The 19,778-nt window shown below is 68.5% G+C and carries 19 protein-coding genes; 9 read left to right on the top strand and 10 right to left on the bottom strand.

Annotated features, from left to right (window positions below):
- Nucleotides 1-215 precede the first annotated feature (215 nt).
- The 3 genes from ACYVF3_RS22205 to ACYVF3_RS22195 are packed head-to-tail and all read right to left on the bottom strand — an operon-like array spanning nucleotide 216 to nucleotide 2,907.
- Nucleotides 216-701: a tripartite tricarboxylate transporter TctB family protein gene (locus ACYVF3_RS22205; RefSeq protein ID WP_461156174.1), complete on the bottom strand. Its 486-nt coding sequence runs from the start codon at nucleotides 699-701 to the stop codon at nucleotides 216-218.
- The gene (locus tag ACYVF3_RS22200) at nucleotides 698-1,666 is read right to left on the bottom strand and encodes a tripartite tricarboxylate transporter substrate binding protein (RefSeq protein ID WP_461156173.1); all 969 of its coding nucleotides are present in this window, start codon (nucleotides 1,664-1,666) and stop codon (nucleotides 698-700) included. Before ACYVF3_RS22200 ends, ACYVF3_RS22205 begins: the two co-directional genes overlap by 4 nt.
- 32 nt (nucleotides 1,667-1,698) lie before the next feature.
- Nucleotides 1,699-2,907 (bottom strand): CaiB/BaiF CoA transferase family protein, encoded by a 1,209-nt coding sequence (locus ACYVF3_RS22195; protein WP_461156172.1) that lies wholly within the window; start codon nucleotides 2,905-2,907, stop codon nucleotides 1,699-1,701.
- Nucleotides 2,908-3,062: 155 nt separating this feature from the next.
- Between ACYVF3_RS22195 and ACYVF3_RS22190 the strand changes: the two genes are divergently transcribed.
- Together ACYVF3_RS22190 and ACYVF3_RS22185 are read left to right on the top strand one after the other, a co-directional pair.
- Nucleotides 3,063-3,818 carry a GntR family transcriptional regulator gene (locus ACYVF3_RS22190; RefSeq protein WP_461156171.1) on the top strand — a complete coding sequence of 252 codons (756 nt, stop codon included), beginning with the start codon at nucleotides 3,063-3,065 and terminating at the stop codon, nucleotides 3,816-3,818.
- Entirely contained in the window at nucleotides 3,815-4,339 is a 525-nt protein-coding gene (locus ACYVF3_RS22185) for a gamma carbonic anhydrase family protein (protein ID WP_461156170.1), read from the top strand. Before ACYVF3_RS22190 ends, ACYVF3_RS22185 begins: the two co-directional genes overlap by 4 nt.
- Before the next feature lie 217 nt (nucleotides 4,340-4,556).
- Here ACYVF3_RS22185 and ACYVF3_RS22180 read toward each other — a convergent pair whose 3' ends face one another.
- Together ACYVF3_RS22180 and ACYVF3_RS22175 are read right to left on the bottom strand one after the other, a co-directional pair.
- A complete protein-coding gene (locus ACYVF3_RS22180) occupies nucleotides 4,557-5,321 on the bottom strand; it encodes a putative protein N(5)-glutamine methyltransferase (protein WP_461156169.1) in 765 nt (254 codons plus the stop codon).
- 517 nt (nucleotides 5,322-5,838) lie between these two features.
- Complete coding sequence (locus tag ACYVF3_RS22175) at nucleotides 5,839-6,099, bottom strand: Prokaryotic metallothionein (RefSeq protein WP_461156168.1); 261 nt, start codon at nucleotides 6,097-6,099, stop codon at nucleotides 5,839-5,841.
- 181 nt (nucleotides 6,100-6,280) lie between these two features.
- Between ACYVF3_RS22175 and ACYVF3_RS22170 the strand changes: the two genes are divergently transcribed.
- A complete protein-coding gene (locus ACYVF3_RS22170) occupies nucleotides 6,281-9,256 on the top strand; it encodes an alpha-mannosidase (RefSeq protein WP_461156167.1) in 2,976 nt (991 codons plus the stop codon).
- A 58-nt stretch (nucleotides 9,257-9,314) separates the two neighbouring features.
- Here the strand turns inward: ACYVF3_RS22170 and ACYVF3_RS22165 are convergent, their stop codons facing one another.
- Entirely contained in the window at nucleotides 9,315-10,397 is a 1,083-nt protein-coding gene (locus ACYVF3_RS22165; RefSeq protein WP_461156166.1) for a peptidoglycan recognition protein family protein, read from the bottom strand.
- Between the two features lie 270 nt (nucleotides 10,398-10,667).
- On the opposite strand from ACYVF3_RS22165, the gene ACYVF3_RS22160 reads away from it, so the two are divergent.
- Nucleotides 10,668-10,979 (top strand): DUF6221 family protein, encoded by a 312-nt coding sequence (locus ACYVF3_RS22160; protein ID WP_461156165.1) that lies wholly within the window; start codon nucleotides 10,668-10,670, stop codon nucleotides 10,977-10,979.
- Between the two features lie 1,308 nt (nucleotides 10,980-12,287).
- Here ACYVF3_RS22160 and ACYVF3_RS22155 read toward each other — a convergent pair.
- Complete coding sequence (locus tag ACYVF3_RS22155) at nucleotides 12,288-13,841, bottom strand: FAD-binding protein (RefSeq protein WP_461156164.1); 1,554 nt, start codon at nucleotides 13,839-13,841, stop codon at nucleotides 12,288-12,290.
- 205 nt (nucleotides 13,842-14,046) lie between these two features.
- On the opposite strand from ACYVF3_RS22155, the gene ACYVF3_RS22150 reads away from it, so the two are divergent.
- A complete protein-coding gene (locus ACYVF3_RS22150) occupies nucleotides 14,047-14,460 on the top strand; it encodes a hypothetical protein (RefSeq protein ID WP_461156163.1) in 414 nt (137 codons plus the stop codon).
- A gap of 7 nt (nucleotides 14,461-14,467) precedes the next feature.
- Here the strand turns inward: ACYVF3_RS22150 and ACYVF3_RS22145 are convergent, their stop codons facing one another.
- Complete coding sequence (locus tag ACYVF3_RS22145; protein ID WP_461156162.1) at nucleotides 14,468-15,373, bottom strand: alpha/beta hydrolase family protein; 906 nt, start codon at nucleotides 15,371-15,373, stop codon at nucleotides 14,468-14,470.
- Between the two features lie 147 nt (nucleotides 15,374-15,520).
- On the opposite strand from ACYVF3_RS22145, the gene ACYVF3_RS22140 reads away from it, so the two are divergent.
- On the top strand, nucleotides 15,521-16,102 hold the full coding sequence (locus ACYVF3_RS22140; RefSeq protein WP_461156161.1) for a dienelactone hydrolase family protein: 582 nt from the start codon (nucleotides 15,521-15,523) through the stop codon (nucleotides 16,100-16,102).
- 25 nt (nucleotides 16,103-16,127) lie between these two features.
- Here the strand turns inward: ACYVF3_RS22140 and ACYVF3_RS22135 are convergent, their stop codons facing one another.
- Entirely contained in the window at nucleotides 16,128-16,472 is a 345-nt protein-coding gene (locus tag ACYVF3_RS22135; RefSeq protein ID WP_461156160.1) for a DUF1330 domain-containing protein, read from the bottom strand.
- A 364-nt stretch (nucleotides 16,473-16,836) separates the two neighbouring features.
- On the opposite strand from ACYVF3_RS22135, the gene ACYVF3_RS22130 reads away from it, so the two are divergent.
- Nucleotides 16,837-17,289 (top strand): hypothetical protein, encoded by a 453-nt coding sequence (locus tag ACYVF3_RS22130; RefSeq protein ID WP_461156159.1) that lies wholly within the window; start codon nucleotides 16,837-16,839, stop codon nucleotides 17,287-17,289.
- Between the two features lie 19 nt (nucleotides 17,290-17,308).
- Here ACYVF3_RS22130 and ACYVF3_RS22125 read toward each other — a convergent pair whose 3' ends face one another.
- Entirely contained in the window at nucleotides 17,309-18,301 is a 993-nt protein-coding gene (locus ACYVF3_RS22125; RefSeq protein ID WP_461156158.1) for a DUF2278 family protein, read from the bottom strand.
- A gap of 228 nt (nucleotides 18,302-18,529) precedes the next feature.
- Here ACYVF3_RS22125 and ACYVF3_RS22120 point away from each other — a divergent pair, with 228 nt between their 5' ends.
- Together ACYVF3_RS22120 and ACYVF3_RS22115 are read left to right on the top strand one after the other, a co-directional pair.
- Nucleotides 18,530-19,414: a TIGR03620 family F420-dependent LLM class oxidoreductase gene (locus tag ACYVF3_RS22120; RefSeq protein WP_461156157.1), complete on the top strand. Its 885-nt coding sequence runs from the start codon at nucleotides 18,530-18,532 to the stop codon at nucleotides 19,412-19,414.
- A gap of 13 nt (nucleotides 19,415-19,427) precedes the next feature.
- A complete protein-coding gene (locus ACYVF3_RS22115) occupies nucleotides 19,428-19,778 on the top strand; it encodes a DoxX family protein (protein ID WP_461156156.1) in 351 nt (116 codons plus the stop codon).

The following is a 19,778-nucleotide window of genomic DNA, read 5'->3' as shown; positions in this document are numbered from 1 at the left end:
CTCACCTCCCCGCCCTAGAAGCTGTTTAGGAATGCGGCGGAGCCGCTGTTTCAGGTGTGGGACTCAGCCCGCACCGCCGCGGGTTCTGAGCGCCTTCGTGGCGAGTACGCCGGGACGCCTCGTATTGGCATACTCAAGGAGCGGCGCACGGAGTCCACGAAGGCGCTCAGGTTCCGCTACCCGCACCGCCAAGCAAAACAATTCATAAACAGCTCCTAGAACCCGAAGATCCCGGTCGGCAGCGGCACCGAGAGCACCACCGCGAAGATCAGCCACACCGCGCCGGCCGCGGCCACCGCGAAGACCAGTGAGGGCACCGGGCGCCTGCCCTCCAGCCAGGTGGAGATCACCAGCACCAGCGCCCCGAACGCCACCACCATGCCCAGCAGCGGAACCGCCAGCACCGTCACCGGCAGCAGCACGAACACCCGCCGCAGGATCCACGACCGCTCCCGCGCCGTGCGCCCGAAATCGTCCGCACCCGCCTCGTCGTCGCGCGCCACGGCCGGGCCCGTGAGCTGCCGGTGCAGCAGGACGGCCGCCAGCAGCGCCAGCACCCCGCCCGCCGCCAACGGCACGAAACCCGGCCCGATGCGGCCCTGCTCGCCGAACACCCCGTAGACCGGTGCCGAGATCGCCACCCCCGCGCCCAGCACCACCAGGCCGATCCACGTCCACACCTGCGCCCGATCGGTGCTCACCGGTTCACCACCTGCTCCAGCTCGCCCTGCGCGCCGGCCAGGTAGTGGCCGAACTCCGCACCGAAAGCCGGTCGCGCCTGCAGGAATTCCGAGGCCACGTAGTCGTCGTAGGCGGGGGAGTCGGCGAAGCGCCGCGCGGCGGCCACCCAGAACTGCTGCGCCTGCGGGTTGAGCCCGCCCGGGGCGATCACCCCGCGAAACTGCGCGAACACCACCGGAACCCCCTGCTCCACCGACGTGGGAACACCGGCGAGCTCGGGGTAGGTGTAGCGCTGGTCGGCGAACACGCACAACGCCTTGAGCTCACCGGCCCGCAGCTGCCCGATCACCTCGCTGGGGTTGAGCGAGGCCACCTCGACCTGCCCGCCGAGCACCGCGGCCATCGACTCACCACCGCCCTCGTAGGGCACGGTGTCCACATCGGCACCGGTCTTGGCGCGGATCTGGGAGAACACCACCGCATCCGGGCCCATCGCCCCGGAGATCGCCGCCAGCAACCGCCGGTGCCGGGCCTGCGCCACGGCATCCGCGCAGCTCTCAAGCGGCGAGTCGGGCCGGGCCACCAGCATCGTGTAGTCGTCGCCGACCTTCATGATCGGCGTGAACGAGCGGTGCGAGAAAGCCACTTCCACCGACGCCGGCAACGACAGCAGCGACGTCTCGGTGGCCAGCAGGTACTGCGGCGAACCCGTCTTGCCCAACAGGTAGGAGTAGCCGACCGCGCCCTGCCCGCCGTCGCGGTTGTCGACGCTGACCGACAGGCCAGGGGTCACCGACACCAGCCCGTCGGCCACCGCGCGCCCGGCGATGTCGCTGCCGCCCCCGGCGGCGAATGGCACCACCATCGTCACCGGCCCGACCGGGCGCCCGGCACCCGCGGCATCCTCACCGGACGACCCGCCACCGCACCCGGCCAGCACACCGGAACCCGCGAGAACCGCCATGATCAGGGATAACGCACGCATCGCTCCTCCTCGAGCTCGCGCCGCACGACTCCTCAGGACTCGCCGATGACCCCCGCCCGCGCCAGCCCGGCGATCTCCTCGGCACCCACACCCAGTTCGGCCAGCACCTGCGCGGTGTCGGCACCCAGCACCGGCCCCGCCGAGACCCGCTGAGGCGGGGTGGACGACAACCGCATCGGCGAACCGATCTGACGCACCGCACCCAGCTCCGGATGCGGGGCGTCCCAGAAGAACTCGCGCTCGGTGAGGTGCTCGTCGGTGAACACCTCACCGGTCTCGGCGATCGGCGCGCACGGCACCCCGGCCTCCACCAGCACCGCCACGACCTCCGCCGCAGACCACCCAGCGGTGGTGCGCTCGATCGCGGCGATCAACTCCTCCCGGTGGTGATAGCGGTCGTAGGAGGATCCGTAGCGCTCGTCGTCGAGCAACTCCGCCAACCCCAGCGCCGCGCAGAACGCCGGCCACGTCTTCGGCGTCGTCGCACCGACCGTCACCCACCCGTCCGCGCAGCGCACCGCCTGGTACGGAGCGCTGTTCTGATGCGCCGAACCGTGCTTGCGGCCGCTGGCACCCGTGGCGAAGAACGTCCCGGCCTCCCACACCGCCAGCGACGCCCCGGCCTCGAACAACGACACGTCGGCGACCTGGCCCTGCCCGGTGCGCTCCCGCGCCCGCAACCCGGCCATCGCGCTCATCGCCGCGTACAGGCCGCACACCAGATCGCACACCGGGACCCCGACCTTCACCGGGGCACCGCCCGGCTCGCCGGTGATGCTCATCAGCCCCGCCCGGGCCTGGGCCATGATGTCCAGCCCCGGCTGCGAGGCCAGAGGACCGTCCTGCCCCCACCCGGACACCGCGACGTACACCAGCCGCGGGTACTGCTCGCGCACCACCTCGGGCCCGAAGCCCAAGGCCCGCAACGCCCCCGGACGCAGGTTCTCGATGAGCACGTCCGCGGTGTCCAGCAACCGCCCCAGCAGCCGCTTTCCCTCCTCGGTCTTGAGATCCACCGCCACGGAACGCTTGTTGCGGTTGAGCCGCACGAAGGGGGAGGAGTGGCCCTGCAGGAACGGCCCGGTCTGGCGCACCGGATCACCGCCCGAGGGGTTCTCCACCTTCACCACGTCGGCCCCGAGGTCGGCCAGCTGCATCGCCGCGTAGGGCGCCGCCATGAACGCGCCGATCTCGACCACGCGCACACCGGCCAGCGGAGCTGACTCTGATCGGGTGTTCATCCACGCCTCCCACCACACCGGGGCGACACGGCGACTACCGTGATCGGCCTCACCTGACTTTTGTCTACAGCAGTCAGACGAGGGCTGACAACCTCGACGCCACAGGTTGCTCCACCCGAGGCAACTAAGATCGCGGCGAGCGATGAAGGAGAACCGTGACCGGATCCGTGGACAACCCCAGCAGCGCCCCGCACATCGTCGGGCCACCCAGCCTCGTCGAACTCGCCGCCGCCACCCTGCGGCGCATGATCGTCGGCGGCGACCTGCTGTGCGGCCAGCGCATCGTGGAGAACCGGCTCACCGGTCAGCTCGGCATCTCCCGGCCACCCCTGCGCGAAGCCCTGCGCGTCCTCGAACGCGAAGGCCTCGTGCGCCAGGTCCCCCGCAAGGGCGTGATCGTCACCCCGCTGACGCTGCACGACATCTACGAGATCTGCACCCTGCGCGCCGAATTCGAACGCCTCGCCATCCGCCTGGGAGTCCCGGTCACCGACCCGGCCCGCCGCGCCCGCTGCCACCAGGCGCTGCAGGAGATGACCACCGCCGCCCGCAACGGAGACCGCCCCGCCTACCTCGAGCGCTCCTTCGAGTTCCACGTCTCGGTCGTCGGACTGTCCGGGCACGCCCGCCTCGAAGAGGCCTACCGCTCGCTGCAACTCCAGCTGATGCTGTCGATGGCCCTCAACCGCCGCGCCCGCGAGGAGCACGAAACCCTCGACGGCGACGTCGCCCGCCACTCCCACCTGCTGGAGATCATCGACACCGGCGACCCCGCGGCCGTCCTCGACGAACTGGCCACCCACGGAGACCGCAGCTTCCTCGACGGCATCGAGGACAAAGTGGACGGACACACCGAAGTCGCGCTGGCCTGGCTCGCCGACCAGCGCAGCACCGAAAGGACCCCCCGTTGAACGAGCCGCTGACCGTCACCGTCGACGGCATCACCCCCGAGATCGACCCCGCCGCCTTCGTCGCCCCCGGCACCAGCCTCATCGGCCGCGTGACGATCGCACCCCGCGCCAGCATCTGGTACGGCGCCGTCCTGCGAGGCGACCAGGAGAACATCACCATCGGCGAGGCCACCAACATCCAGGACGGCAGCGTCATCCACGCCGACCCCGGATTCCCCGCCGACATCCACCCCGAGGTCACCGTCGGACACCGCGCCGTCCTGCACGGCTGCACCGTGGAATCCGGCAGCCTCATCGGCATGGGCTCGGTCGTGCTCAACGGAGCCCGCATCGGCGCCGGCTCGCTGGTGGCCGCCGGGGCGGTGGTGCTGGAAGGCACCGACATCCCACCCGGCTCCCTCGTCGCCGGAACCCCCGGCAAGGTCCGCCGCGAACTCACCGACGACGAGCAGGCCGCCCTGAAGCTCTCCGTCGAGCAGTACCTCACCCTCGCCGCCAAGCACCACAAAGCCCTCGGCTGAAACGACCCGTCCCCGGTGAGCCCGAAAGCCGGTCGCGCCCGGAGCTCACCAGGGGGCGGTTTTGGTCCGAACTGACCGGGCAAAGCCGACATCGATCATGGACGGTTCGGACCAAAACCGCCCCCAACCCCGCAAACACCGGCCACGCCCGAGCCGAACCCGCAACGCACCAATCCCCTGCCGGGAACCCCAGATCGGGCAGGGGAGTGGCGGAACCCTAGGCCACCAACCCGCGCACCACCGTGGCATCCAGCTCCTCGCACCGCGACACCCACGGCACCAGACCCGCCGCGCTCATCAACTCCGCGGTCCCCGCCGCCTGCTCCCGCGAGGTCTCCACCAGCAGCACACCACCCGCCGCCAACCAGCGCGGCGCCTCGGCGATCACCCGCGCCTGCACCGCAAGACCATCCGCCCCGCCGTCCAAAGCCACCCGCGGCTCGTGATCCCGCGCCTCCGGCGGCATCAACCCCACCTGCCCGCTGGGCACGTAAGGCGCATTGGCCGTGATCACCCGCACCCGCCCCGACAGCTCCGAGGGCAACGGCGAGAACAGATCCCCCGCAGCCACCCGGCCTCCCACCACGTTCACCCGCGCGCACCCCACCGCGCGCTCATCGACATCCACCGCCCACACCACCGCATCCGGGCACTCCGCCAGCACCGACGAGGCCACGGCACCCGAACCGCAGCACACGTCCACCACCACATCACCGGCACCCAACGCCTCCACCGCCAGCTCCACCACGTGCTCGGTGCGGCGCCGCGGCACGAAAACCCCAGGCGCCACCACGATCCGCGCACCCCGGAACCACGCCCACCCCACGACCTGCTCCAACGGCAACCCCGACACGCGCTCGGCGAGCATCCGCTCCAGCCGCACCTCATCGCCGCCGGCCTCGCCCAGCAGCAGCTCCGCCTCGTCCTCGGCGAACACGCACCCGGCAGCCCGCAACCGCCCGGTCACCTCATCCCGATCCACGAAAACCCTTCCCCAACAGCGCGAACCCCAACAGCGCGAACCCCGACGGCGCGAACCCCGACAGCCCGCACCATCTTCGCACCCGCACCCCGAAACGACGTCTGCCGCGCCCCCGGATACCGGGAACGCGGCAGACGTGAAGTCATCTTCGGTTGTGCGCTACCAGGACCTCACCCACGCGGAAAACGCGTGAAGGCCTGCGAGCGGGGGTGACGGCGCATCGTCGCGCGGGCGCGTGAAAGCTCCCGCGAGAAACCGCCCAGCCAGCGAACCATGCTTGCCATACGGCGACCTCCATACTGCTTCATTGGGACTGATGTGGAGTTGACGGTCTTCCCGCTCGTTGTCAACACCCGGATCCGCGGAAACCCACTGATCCGGCCGAGTTCATCCCCGTCACCCCGGATGTCGTCGCAGGTCGTCCGCGTGTTTCAACCGTGACATAACAGAACGGTCACAACAAGGAGCAAGCGGTCACACTCCGACGGACGAACACCCCCGCCACACCGAGTAGCGATCACACCGGATGCGCCCCCACCGCATCCCGCAACTCGGCGGCAACCTCCACATCCGACTGACGCGCACAGTGCGCACAGCAGAAGAAACGCCCGCTCGCCTCCACACCATGACCCAGGATCCGGCACCCGCAGTGCTCGCACTGCGGCGCCAACCGCTGCGCCGCGCACTCGAACGAGTCGAACACGTGGACCCCGCCGCCCACGGTGCGCACCTCGAAACTCATCCAGTAGTCATTCCCGCAGACCTCGCAGGTAGCCATCTCCAACCGCCCTCCACATCGAGGAAATCCCACAACACCGCAGAGCATGCGTGCTGCCCCCACCACCGGCAACCGCAACCACCACCACCCAAAAGCGAGCAGATTTCACCTCGGACGCACCCCAACCCATGTGCCAGCATGATCAGCACCACACCCACCCGCCGAGCCACGGAGCCGCCCCATGCACGACGACCGCCACATCGTCGAACAACGCCTCGACCGCGTCCTGCACCAACGCCTCAAACCCGCCCAGCACACCCACACCCAACCCATGGACATCGCCGTCTGGCACACCCCAGGCGAACCCGTCGACGTCACCGAAGCCCTCAACGCCACCTACGAACCCACCCACATCGGCCAACCCTGGGGACCCGCCTGGGGCACCGCCTGGTTCCGGCTCACCGCCACCATCCCCGAAAGCTGGGCCGGCCACACCGTCGAAGCACTCATCAACCTCGGCTCCACCGACGAACGCCCCGGCTTCCAATGCGAAGGCCTCTGCTACACCCCCGACGGCACCCCGCTGAAAGCCATCAACCCCCTCAACACCTACCTCCCACTCCCATCAACCCCCGGCACCCACACCATCTACGTCGAAGCCGCCGCCAACCCCGACATCCTCGGACCCCGCGGCTTCCAACCCACCCACCTCGGCGACAAACCCACCCCCAACGGCCCACCCCTCTACCAACTCCACCAAGCCGACATCGCCCTCCGCCACACCGAAACCGCTGCCCTCCACCACGACGCCGAAGTCCTCGACCAACTCATGCGGCAACTCCCCGAGAACTCACCCCGCCGCCACCACATACTCCGAGCCCTCGAACGCATGCTCGACACCCTCGACCTCCACGACATCCCCGGCACCGCCACCCAAGCCCGCGCACAACTCACCGACGTCCTCACCTCACCAGCACACCCCAGCGCCCACCACATCTCCGCCATCGGCCACGCCCACATCGACTCCGCCTGGCTCTGGCCCATCCGCGAAACCATCCGCAAAGTCGCCCGCACCATCGCCAACGTCACCACACTGCTCGACCACCACGACTTCCACTTCGCCATGTCCCAGGCCCAACAACTCGCCTGGATCAAAGACCACCACCCCAAGCTCTACGACCGCGTCCGCCACCACATCAACCAAGGCGCATTCATCCCCGTCGGCGGAATGTGGGTCGAATCCGACACCAACATGCCCGGCGGCGAAGCCCTCGCCCGCCAACTCATCCACGGCAAACGCTTCTTCCTCGACGAATTCAACATCGAAACCCGCGAAGTCTGGCTACCCGACTCCTTCGGCTACAGCGCCGCACTCCCACAACTCATCCACCAATCCGGCTCCACCTGGTTCCTCACCCAAAAACTCTCCTGGAACCAGATCAACCGCTTCCCCCACCACACCTTCAACTGGGAAGGCATCGACGGCACCCGCATCTTCACCCACTTCCCACCCGCCGACACCTACAACGCCGAAATCACCGGAGCCGAACTCGCCCGCGCCCAGAACAACTACGCCGAACACGGCTACGCCAACCACTCACTCCTGCCCTTCGGCCACGGCGACGGCGGGGGAGGACCCACCCGCGACATGCTCGAACGCGCCCACCGCACCCACAACCTCGAAGGCTCACCCCAAGTCCACCTCCACACCCCAGCCCAGTTCTTCACCACCGCCCAAGCCGACCACACCCAACCACCCGTCTACTCCGGCGAGCTCTACCTCGAACTCCACCGCGGCACCTACACCTCCCAAGCCCGCACCAAACAAGGCAACCGCCGCAGCGAACACCTCCTGCGCGAAGCCGAACTCTGGTGCACCACCGCCACCCTCAACACCGGCACCCCCTACCCCCACGACGAACTAGACACCCTCTGGAAACAAGTCCTCCTCCACCAATTCCACGACATCCTCCCCGGATCCTCCATCGCCTGGGTCCACCGCGAAGCCGAAGCCACCTACACCGACATCGCCCACCGACTCACCACCCTCATCGACCAAGCCCAACACGCACTCACCGGCGACGGCGACCAACCCATCACCTTCAACCCCACACCCCACACCCACGACGGCATCCCCGCCCTCGGAGCCGCACCCGCACCCCACACCACCCCCACAACCCCGCACACGCAACCCGACGGCACCACCACCCTCGACAACGGACACATCCGCGCCACCATCGACACCCGCGGACTCATCACCTCCATCCACGACCACCACAACGACCGCGAAGCACTCGCCGCCCCCGCCAACCTCCTCCAACTCCACCCAGACCACCCCAACCACTGGGACGCCTGGGACATCGACGGCTTCTACCGCAACACCACCCACGACCTCACCGACATCGACACCCTCCACACCACCGACGACGCCATCGTCATCCACCGCAGCTTCGGCAACTCCACCCTCACCCAAACCCTCACCATGCCCCCCGACGAAAAACGCCTCGACATCACCACCGACATCGACTGGCACGAATCCGAGAAGCTCCTCAAAGCCACCTTCCCCCTCGACGTCCACGCCGACCGCTCCGCCTCCGAAACCCAATTCGGCCACGTCATGCGCCCCACCCACACCAACACCTCATGGGACGCCGCCCGCTTCGAGATCTGCGCCCACCGCTACCTCCACGTCGCCGAACCCGGCTACGGCCACACCCTCGTCAACGACTCCACCTACGGCCACGACGTCACCCGCCACACCCGAGACGACGGCGCCACCACCACAACCGTCCGCCTCTCACTCCTGCGCGCACCCCGATTCCCCGACCCCGACACCGACCACGGCCACCACACCCTCAAATACGCCCTCTGCATCGGCACCGACATCACCGAATCCGCCCGCCAGGGCTACCGCATCAACCTCCCCACCCGAACCCGCAACGGCACCCACCCCGTCACACCCCTCATCACCCTCGACAACCCGAACGTCATCACCGAAGCCGTCAAACTCGCCGACGACCACAGCGGCGACCTCATCGTCCGCCTCTACGAAGCCCGAGGCGCCCAAGCCCGAACCCACCTCACCACCAGCTTCCCCGCAGCCACCATCACCCGCACCGACCTCCTCGAACGCCCCACCCACGACCCCCAACCACCAGACACACCCCTCAAACTCCGCCCCTTCGAAATCCGCACCCTCCGCATCACCCGCGCATGAAAGAACCCGGGGTGGACCGCACCGCGATCCACCCCGGGCACACACCAGAGGAGAGGGATCAGGCCAGCAAACCCTGCCAACTCGCCCGATCCACACCACCCGAGACGACCAGACCGCTCGCCGCCTGGAAATCACGCACCGCCGCGACCATCCGGTCACCGAACACGCCATCCACCGGCACGTAATGCCCACGCGAGGTCAACAACACCTGCGCCGCACGCACCGCCTCACCGCCAGAACCCGAACCCAGCCCCGGCGTCACCGCCTCCCACGCGAACCCACCGAACAACCCCGGCTCATCCAACCGCGCACCGAAGCACGACGGACCGCTCGCACCCCGCTCAACCGACACCTGCGACGCCGCACGCTGCGTCGCCTCGCCGAACACGCCATCCACCGGCACCGACAACCCACGCGCACCCAACAGCATCTGCAACGCCGTCACGTTCGGTCCCTGCGCACCCGGACGCAACAACGTCCAGCTCAACGGCTGCACCACGACCTTGCCCGTCGCCTTGCCCACCGACTCGCGCAACTCCGGCAACCGCTTGTAGAGCACATCACCAGGGCACTCCGTGGACATGTAGTCCCGGTGCCCGTAGATCGCCCCCGCCTCGATCCCGTACTGGGACACCATGTAGCAGCACAACGACACCAGCGAATCCCACAACGAACCCGGAACCGACGCCGAGGTGTAGGTGCCCTCGTTCTCGATGCCCAGCGCCACCGAGTTCTGCTCACCGGCGTGCGCACCCTTGACGTGCTGCGAACCACCCTGCAGCGCGGAAAGGCTCTTGTGCCGGCCCTCCATCAGGTGGCCACCGCGGGAGTTGGTGAAGTTCTGGCCCGTGTCCGACCAGCCGTTGGAGTCCATGTGGAAGTCTTGGATCTGTCTCGATAACTCGAAGGCGTGCGACTGCGAGGTGTCGTCGCTGTTGGGCGTCGCCGTGTGGTGAACGATGATCTTCGTCGGCTTCGAGTCCAACACCTCGATCGAGCCGGAGGCGTCCCGGGCCTTCCAGTCCGAGGTCGAGGAGATCGACGGAGCCGCGGAGCTCCGCACCGCCGCACCCGCGGGCAGGCCGGTGAAACCCACCGCCGACACCGCGAGCCCGCCGGCCAGCACCGCACGTCGAGCCACTCGTACTTGTCGTTGCGCCATAACTCTTCCCACTCCCGAAATCCGGTCAGCGATCACGAAACAGGGCCCGTGCCCCCGGGGATCGCCACGCTACGCAGCCGATCACGCGATGGGGAATTCCTGGCGATAAGCCGCCATGAGTTCGCAAGAAAGTCACCAAACGACAATTCCGCCGCAACACGTCATCACCCGAGCCTTCGCGCGTCACCGCTGTGGACCGAGATCGACACCGGGCCAGACCCGGACGGGGAACCAGGGGAGACCGCAACGATGGACCGCTTCGTCCAGTTCCTGCGCCGCCAGATCCACATCGACCTGGAGCTGCACGGCCAGGACCGCCACGACGAGGAGAACGGCAACGCCGTCCACCGCTGCCACATCGGCCCCCAGCGCGGGTTCCGGGAATGCGAGCTCAAGACCCGCGTGCTCGCCCAGCACCACGACTGCGGCACCGGGCGCGGACCGTGCGACACCCTCGGGCAGAGCTACCCGCCGGAGGATCAGCGCGGATGCCCCACGCTGGCCCTGCTCGGCCTGCCCTACGTCGACCGCCCCGGATACGCCTCCCGCTGGCGCCCGTAGCGGGCTGATCGTCGCAGGTCAGGGGGCAGCGCGGAGCCATCGAGGGCCTGTTCGAATCGTGTTCGAGAAGCTGGGGTGGGGTAGAGGGCCAGGGGATTCTCGGGGAGGGGAGCGGCAGGAGGTCTCGCGCTGGAGGCGGGGAGCCGCGCGGCGAGGAAACCCTCAGGCGCTGTGGTGAGCAACGCGCCCGAGTTGCTCACCAGACTTGCTCTGCCGCAGCGTGTTTGATAAGTCGATCATGATAAGTGCTGCATAATCTACGTTATCCATCAATCGGAGATGTGCCAACCCCGAGTCTGCGGACGTCGTCTCCCGGGGGATCGAAGCACCACCGCGATCCCGGGGTCAGCCTCCCGCCGCCCACGCTGGCCGCATCGTCGATCTCGCCGTGTCGCCGTCACGACCCTGCGTTGTGCCGCGCCCGGCGACCGCCAATCCGGCCACGCCTCGGCGGCTGGTGATCAACTGGTCGATGAACTCCAGATGCCCTGACCAGAGCCACGTTTCGAGGTCCAGCCAGACCAACCCACTTACGTCACTGTGACGCTATTAGGGGTCGCTAGGGGCTCCGATGGACAAGGGGAGATACCGGTCGGTGGGCCGGACGGCCACAGCGCTCGGCGCACCACGCCGCCCCTGCGGCCAAGGCTCGGCCGGGGCCTTCGAAGCTGATCCGCTGCGGCTTCCGAAGACCTGAGTCGGAACTTCCCGGCCGCCGACGGCTCACCACCAGCGCCCTGCGGCAACAGCAGCAGCTGCACGGGCTCGCCGCGTGACACGTCGACGTCCACGGCGAAACAGTCGACAAGCACTGCGCAGCAGCCCCTCTCAGCTCACCGCCGCAGGTGCCCGTAATGCCGATAATGCACATTATGTTAAGTGAAGTTTTTCGGCCCCTATCAACGACCAGGTGCCCGTGTATGTTGCAGGGGCTGCTCAGTCACGCATCAGCGCTTGCTAAGGCAGTCCGAGCAGTCGGCGTTGTACAACACGAGCGCGTTCCTGTCCCTGTACGTTCCCTCAGCGAGGGTCTTGCCGCACACGGTCTCGACTCGGCTGTTCGAGAAGGACCAAAACCCCTTGTGCGTCACGCCCTTGTGGATGGCTTCAATCTTGAACTTGAACACGACGCCCTCGCTCTCCGGTCGCCACTGATGGATTACGGAGTCGCGAGACTAGCTACGCGTAGTGATGTTGGATAGGTCAACTGGTGGGTAATTCACCGCATGGCTGCTTCATTACGGTGAACGGGCGAGGCTTGATCTGCGCCACCAGTCACCTATGGTGATCATTTTCGTCGGCGAACGGTTACTCCCCTCCCCTGCGCCCTGCCATGTCGAGGGCTGCGAGGTGGCTGAAGACCATGCAGGCGCCGATGGGGTTTCCGCCGCCGGGATAGGTGGTTCCGGACACCGCAGCCATGGAGTTTCCCGCTGCGTAGAGGCCGGGGATGACCTGGCCTCGGGTGTCCAGCACGCGGGCGTGTTCGTCGGTGCGCAGGCCGCCCTTGGTGCCGAGGTCGGAGACTCCGAAGGCTGCCGCGTGGAAGGGGCCTTTCTCGATGGGGACGAGCGGTGAGGCGCCTTCGGTGAAGACGCGGTCGAACGGTTCGTCGCCGCGGTGGAAGTCCTCGTCGGTCTTGTCGGCGGCGAAGGTGTTGAACCGTTCGACGGTGCGCGCGAGGTTCTCGGCGGGGACGCCGATCTTGGCGGCGAGTTCGTCCAGGGTGTCGGCGGTGTGCCAGAGCCCTGCGTCGACGAAGTCCTGGGTGGGCCCCATCGGGACGCTGGTGGATTGGACCGGGGGCCTCTCCCCTGCCCGGTCGTCGTAGATCATCCAGAACGGCAGGTTCATGCGGCCGGCGGCGATGCGGCCGAGGACTTCGCGGCCGATGCGGTCGTAGGCGGCGGATTCGTTGACGAACCGGTCGCCGTGCTGGTCGACGAAGATCCCTCCGGTGAGCCAGAGGGAGAAGGTGGAGGTGCCGTCGGGGTGGGTGATGCCGGGTGACCACCAGGCTTCGGACATGAGGTCTGTGTCGGCGCCTGCGGCGATGCCGGCGAGGGTGGCCAGTCCGCGGTTGCTGGGTGGGCCCATGGCGTCTCGGCTGGTGCCGGGGACGGCGTGTTCATCGCGCATCGGCTGGTTGTGCTCGAAGCCGCCTGCGGCGATGAGGACTCCGTGGCGGGCGTGGATGTGGCGGCGCCGGCCGTCCTGGGTGACCACGGCGCCGGTGGTTCTGCCGTCGGTGAGCAGGAGTTCGTCGCAGGTGGCGTTGCGTCGCAGCTCGGTGTTGGGCTGTTTGGACAGGGCGATGAGCAGTCGTGCGAGGAGTGCTTGGCCGCCGAAGAGTCCGTCGGGCAGGGGTTCTCCGGCGCGTTCGGTGCCCAGTGGTGGGCGCAGGTGGTCGCGGAGTTCGCCGAGCTTCTCGGGTTTGACGGGTTTGGCCATGATGTGGCGTCCGGTGGGGCTGGCTTTGGGTGCGGAGCCGAAGTAGTCGGGCCACGGGAAGGGTGCGAACTTGAAGCCGGTGTCGGCTTCGAGGTAGTCGACGAGCGGGGCGCCGGTGTTGAGGAAGGCGTCCTGGAGGGCGGTGGGTGTGCGGTCGCCGACGACGGCGTGGAAGTAGGTGCGGGCGTCGTCGAGGGTGTCGGTGTCGCCTGCGCGTTGGAGTGCGGCGTTGCAGGGGAACCACATGCCGCCGCCTGAGTAGGCGGTGGTGCCGCCGAAGTGGGTTGATGCTTCAGCGACGATGACTGACAGTCCTTCTCGGGCGGCGGTGTAGGCGCCGGTGAGCGCGCCTGCGCCGGATCCGATGACGAGGACGTCGCATTCGTCGTCGGGTTCATGCGTGATCGCCATGCACCCAAGTAGAACATGTTTCATTTTCGGTGGCGAGAGCTTGATCGGGAAAGTTCCTGTGTGGTGGGGGTGGGTGGGGAAGTTTTCATGAAAACTTCCCCACCCACCCCCACCACACACCCCGTGAGCGGCCTCGCCGGGTCTCAGGGTGGGATCGGGTGCTTCCCGGAGTCGTGGGCGTCGGCGGGTGCCTAGCTTTTGCGGCATGACTTCGCCCATGCCTCTTCGGTTGAACTGGTCGCTGATCGTGCTGCTCGGGATGTTCGCCCTGGTGCGGCTGCTGCTGAACATCACGGGCGGGATGGACCTGATCGGCAGGCCGGTCGGGCCGGTGCTGCTGACGGTCTTGATCTCGGTCGTCTGGGTCGCTGTGGTGGTGTGGCGGCGAAGTCCTCGTCCGGTGCTGACCTTGACCTGCGCGGGCCTGGTGTACGCGGTGCTGGCCGTGGCGCTGAGCGCGGTGCTCTCGCCGGTGCTGGACGGTGAGCTCACGGGTCCGCTGGCCACGCCCGGTGGGATCGGTGTGGTGATGATGTTGGTGGTCAACGCGGGCTGGGGCGCGGCCGCGGGTCTGGTGGCGCTGGCGGTGGATTCGCGTCGTGCGAGCCTGCGACGGTGAGTCGCGTTCATCGGTGTTCGAAGGTGACTTCGGGGTTTTCGGGCGTGGGGCCGTCCAGCAGTGGTTGCGGTGTTGCGCGCAGGTGCTGGTCGAAGAAGGCGGCGACGTAGTCGCGGGTGATCTGGGTGGTGCGGTGGCTGTGGAGGCCTTCGCCGGGCAGGTTGCTGCCGAGCTGCTCGAAGAGGCTTGAGAAGTCGGTGAACGAGGAGTGGTCGGTCGCTGCGACGGTGAGCCAGCGTCGCCAGCCGGTGAGGTGGGTCCAGCTGGTGTCCCATGTGGGGTCGATGCCGCCGGGCCGGTGTTCGGGGGTGCCGATGAGCATGAAGGGTCGGTCGAGGTCTTCGGTGAGGGGTGGGGCGAAGGTTCCGTCGAGGTTGACCCCCGCGGTGACGCGGGGGTCGTTGTGCAGGACCTGGGTGGTGGTGGCGCCTCCGGTGGAGTGGCCGGCCATGCCGATCCGGTTCGGGCGCAGTGGTGTTCGTCGGGGTAGTTCGTCGAGCAGGAAGGTGACGTCGTCGGCGCGGGTGCGTTGGACGGTGGCCTGGTCGTTGGCCTCGCAGGCGATGCAGGTGGTGAGGCGTCCGTCGGGGAATTCGGTGGCGTCGGCTTCGTGGTTGTGACCGATGGCGGCGACGGTGTAGCCGCGGCTGGCGAGGTCTTCGGCGAGGCCGGTGAGCGCGGCGCGGGGTTGGGTGAAGCCGGGTGAGAGCACGATGAGCGGGAGCGTGGGGGCGATCGGTGGGGCGGGCGGTCGGTGAGTGCTAGGTTTTCGGCGGCCGTGCGGTGTTTCGAGGAGGTGGTACCCGTGATCGCAGTGTTGACGTGGGTGCTCCCTTCCCGGGCCGAGGTCGGGCGATAGGCAGGTCGTCCGGGAGCGCCGTTGTAGCGACTCCTGAAGGGCACGACCATGCATTTCACTTCTGAGTCCCGTCTTGATGGCGGTGTTGTCGAGCGCGGTTTCACCTTGGCCGGGGTTCCCGGTCTTGTCTGGACGCCGGCACGGGTGAGCGAGCCGGTGCCGGTGGTTCTGCTCGGTGTCCCTCCCCTGGGTTTGTCCGCGATGCGTTCACGGCTGGTTGCCCGGGCGGAGGCCTGCGCGGCGGAGGGGTTGGCCGCGGTTGCCCTTGAGCTTCCGGGAAGCGGTGATCGGCCGCCGTTGCCGGGTGTGGAGCGGGCCCGCTCCGAGCTGCGGCGGTTGAGGGCGGTTGGTGAGCCGGTCGGTGACGAGCTCGTGGACTCCTTGGTGCTGCCGCTGGTGGATGCGGCGGTTCCGGAGGCGCGGGCGTTGTTGGACGCGGTGCTGGGGTTGCAGGAGATCGGTGGTCCGGTGGGCTTGTCCGGTGGGGTGATCTCGCTCGGTGTGCGGTTGTTGGTGACCGAGCCGCGGATCGCGGCGGCGGTGCTGTTCGCCGGGAGCCTGGTGCCTCAGGTGATGTTCGGGGAGGCCGCGCGGGTGCGTGTTCCGCTGCACGTGCTGTTGCAGTGGGATGATGAGGGCAACGATCGGCAGGCGTCGCTGGAGTTGTTCGACGCTTTCGGCTCGGCGGAGAAGTCCCTGCACGCCAACATGGGCGGGCATACCGGGGTCCCGGCGTCCGAAGGACTGGCGGCCACGCAGTTCCTCGTCCGGCACTTGAGGTGAGGCCAGGTCGGTGGTCGGGCCGTGTTCAGGGGTGGCTGGAACGGCCGATGTCTTCGCTGGTGCTCCCCTGCTGGTCCGTCACAGGCCGTCGACGAAGGTGACGCGCCTGTCGAGCGCTTGCTCCCGCACCCGGAGGGGCTTCGGCGTACTCGGGCGAGGCGTACCACTCGTGCGCGCGTTGCATGGAGGGGAACTCGGCGACGATCACGCGTTGTCCGGCGGGTCTGGCGCCCTCGACGACTTCGGTCGTGCCACCTCTGGCGAGGTAGCGCCCGCCGTAGAGGGCGATGGACGTTTCCGCGAGGGCTTGGTACCTGCCGACCGATGACTCGTCGACGATCTGGACCTCGGAGATCACGTATGCGGTCACCTCCCGATCATCGCAGGAGCGCAGGTGGATGTGCTGTTGTCGAGCCCAGGGCGCGTGTCCTGTGGTGGTGTGGCCGTTCTCCTGGGTGCGGGTTGCCGGAGTCGGTGACCTAGGAGGGAGTGGGTTGTGCGGTCTGTTCTGCGGCGGTTGCTGGATCACCTGGTGACGGTGGGGGTTTTCGACTTCGATGAGCACTCGGGCCGGTTTCGGCCGGCGGGTGCGGTTTGGTGCTGCGGGGTTGTTCGCAAGTGTCGGAGGGGCGCACGGCGGTGGAGTTCGTGGCGGGGTGAGGGGTCGGGTGGAACCGGGGTTGGGGTGTGGTGCGTCGGAGCGGTGAGTGCGCCGGTTCGAGAGGAGTGCCGTGGTGAACGACGCTTGGCCCGAGATGGTGGATGGTTGGGAGTTGGCCCGTTCTCAGGGGCGGGAGACCTATCGGATGCGGTTGGCCAACAACGTGACGGTGTTCGCGATCTGGGAGGCGGCTGCGGGTGTGGGCCGGGTCAAGGCGCGGGTGGGTTCCTCGGGGTTGGGACGGGAGCTGACCTGCAGCCGGACGGATTTCCGGGATCGCGAGGCGTTCTGGTCGGCGGCGTGGTGCGTGGTGGAGATGGCGGCGAATCTGCCGCTGTTCGAGGGGGATCGTGAGAGCACTGCGGAGTCGCTGGTGCGGGAGCGGGTGGCCGGGTGCGTGGAGGTCGACGCGGAGTCGTTGACGTTCACGCTGGTCAGCGGCCGGAAGGTGACTGTCGTGCTGGCGGATGCGCAGGTGGCGGACTTGTCCCGGGCGTTGCAGGTGGCCGGTCGCGTGGGTGCGTGACCGGCCACCTGCTGGTGGGTCAGAACCCGACGGTGCGGCCTTCCGTGGCGGCTTGTTGGGCGGTGTAGGTGACGCCGTGGACCTTGCGGCCCTGGGGGTCCAGGACGGTGATCTGGCCGCCGTCGTTGCCGAGCTGGAATCCCTCGGTGGCGGGGATCTGCAGGGTTTGTCCGGCGGCGATGTCGGGCACGGGCAGGGGCATCGTGTTCTTCTGGGCGTCGGCGAGGGTCCAGCCGGTCAGGGAGATCGTGTGGTCGGCGGTGTTGAGCAGGGTGATGGTTTCGTTCTCCCTGCCGCCTCCGACGGGGTTGACCATGGCGGCCACGACGCGCAGTGAGGCGGGTTCGTCGCGTTCGGGGGTTGCGAGGGCGTGGCCGGTGTCGTCGTCGGTGTGCCAGGACTGGGTCTGGAAGGCGAGGAACACCGCGACCCAGCGGTTCTCGTCGGCGAAGTGCAGCAGCAGTGCGCCGTCCTGCCAGACGCCGTCGTCCTCCTGGAACTGCTCGCTGTTGCCCTGGTTCATGTGGATGTTGTGGACGCCGTTGCCGGGCTGGAAACCGAAGATCTTGTCGGGGGTGTCTTCCGGTCCCCAGGGTTCGCCGTGGAGGTAGGCGGTGGCGGTGGGGTCTTGCTGGGCGCGGCGGACGTAGTGGTCGAGGAAGTCGGCGAGGTCGTTGTCGGGGCCTTCGGCGTCGGGCGGGACGGGCCGCATCTGCTCGCGGGTGACGGCGTTGGCGCGCACGTAGTCCAGTGCGGCGCCACCGGGTTGGGCATCGAGCTTGGTCCAGCCCGATCCTGCGGGCGGGAGGGCGGCGGTGAGCGGGTGCTGGAAGTCCTCGGCGGCGAAGTAGAGCAGGTCCGAGGGCTGTTGGCTGGATTCGACGTTGACCGCGGCGCGGTAGTGGCGTTCGTCGTTGTCGACGAGGTGGATCTGGTAGTGTGGGGTGTAGCCGGTTTCGCGGCGGACGTCGATGACGCGTGCGCTGAGCACGCCGTAGGACTGCAACGGCATGGCGGTCTCCCCCATCGAGCTGGTCGGCGCTGTGCGGTGATCACCTTGGTCGGGCCGAAGGCAGCAGGGCAATAGGCTCTTCGGCTGATTGACGGTGGTTCGCGCGGCGTTCACCTGCGGTTCAGGGACGGGAGGCCGGCCGGTGGGCTGCGGGTGGCGGCCACGAGCGTTGACTTCCAGTTATCTCGAGGTTTTAGCGTGACTTCGACGATGACGGAGGGGGTTCACGTGAGTGGCGAGCGGGGTTTCGGCCGGGTCGGTGTGGCGTTGGACGTCGACGGGGATGGTGATTACCTGCGGCAGGCCGTGGAAGCCGAAGCCCTCGGCTGCTCGGCGCTGTGGGTGCTGGGTGGGCAGTTGGACACCCTCGATCCGCTCGCGGAGCTGGTGCGCGCGACCCGGGCGGTGGCGGTGGCGCCGGGGATCATCCCGCTGGACCGCTTCGGTACCGATGAGGTGGCGGAGCTGTTCGGGCGCGTGGAGGCCGAGGCGCCGGGCAGGCTGTGGCCCGGTTTCGGTGGGTTGCAGGCTCGTCCCGTCTCGGCGCCCCGGGAGGTCTTGGACGGGCTGGACGGTCGGATTCCCGTGTCGAGGCGGCTGCTGGCCGCGCTCGGCCCGCGCAAGCTGGAACTGGCCCGCGACAGTGCGGCGGGCGCGATCACCATGCTGGTCACGCCGGAGTACACCGCTCAGGCCCGCAGGCGGCTGGGGCCTGATGCGGTTCTGGTCGTCTGCCAGCTGGTGGCGCTCGATGAGGACCGGGCCCGAGCCCGGGACGCGGTGCGGGGTCCGCTGGGATTTCTGGTCGGTTCGGAGGTGGCCGGCTATGCGGCGAACCTGCGGCGCATGGGGTTCGGCGACGCCGAGATCACCGGTCTCGGCGACCGGCTCGTCGACGCCGTCACCTCGAACGGGCAGCCCGCCGCGGTGGCCGCGGACGTGGCGGCCCATCTGCGGGCCGGAGCGGACCACGTCGTGCTCTGCGCGCAGTCCGACGGTCACCAGCCCGGTCCGATCCAGCTGGCCCGCACGATGGCGGGTCTTCTCCCCCAGCTGCGGGACGGTCACATCCCGGGGGCGGCGCGCGTCATGCAGGGCAGGGACGGGTCGTGAAGGGATGTGGGTGATGTTCGTCGTCTACGTGATGGTGGTGGCCGTGACCGCGCTGCTCAACGCCGTGAGCGCGGGTCTGGACTTCGCCGGTTACCGGCAGGTCCGGGACAACGCGGAGGCCAACGGGGTGCCGGTGGCGTGGTTGCCGATGCTCGGTGTGCTCAAGTGTGCCGGGGCCGTGGGGCTCGTGGCCGGGCTGGTGGGTGTGCCGGTGGTCGGGGCGCTGGCCGCGGCGGGTTTGGTGGTGTTCTTCGTCGGCGCGATGGTGGTGCACGCCCGCGCCCGCACGTGGGGCACGAGCGGGCCTGCGGTGCTGTTCCTCGCCTTGGCGGGCGGTTCGCTGGGGCTGGTGCTGGCGGTGTGA

This window comes from Saccharopolyspora tripterygii (assembly GCF_054778355.1).
Note: the sequence above shows the minus strand (reverse complement) of the source record. Positions and strands in the feature narration are given on the sequence as shown.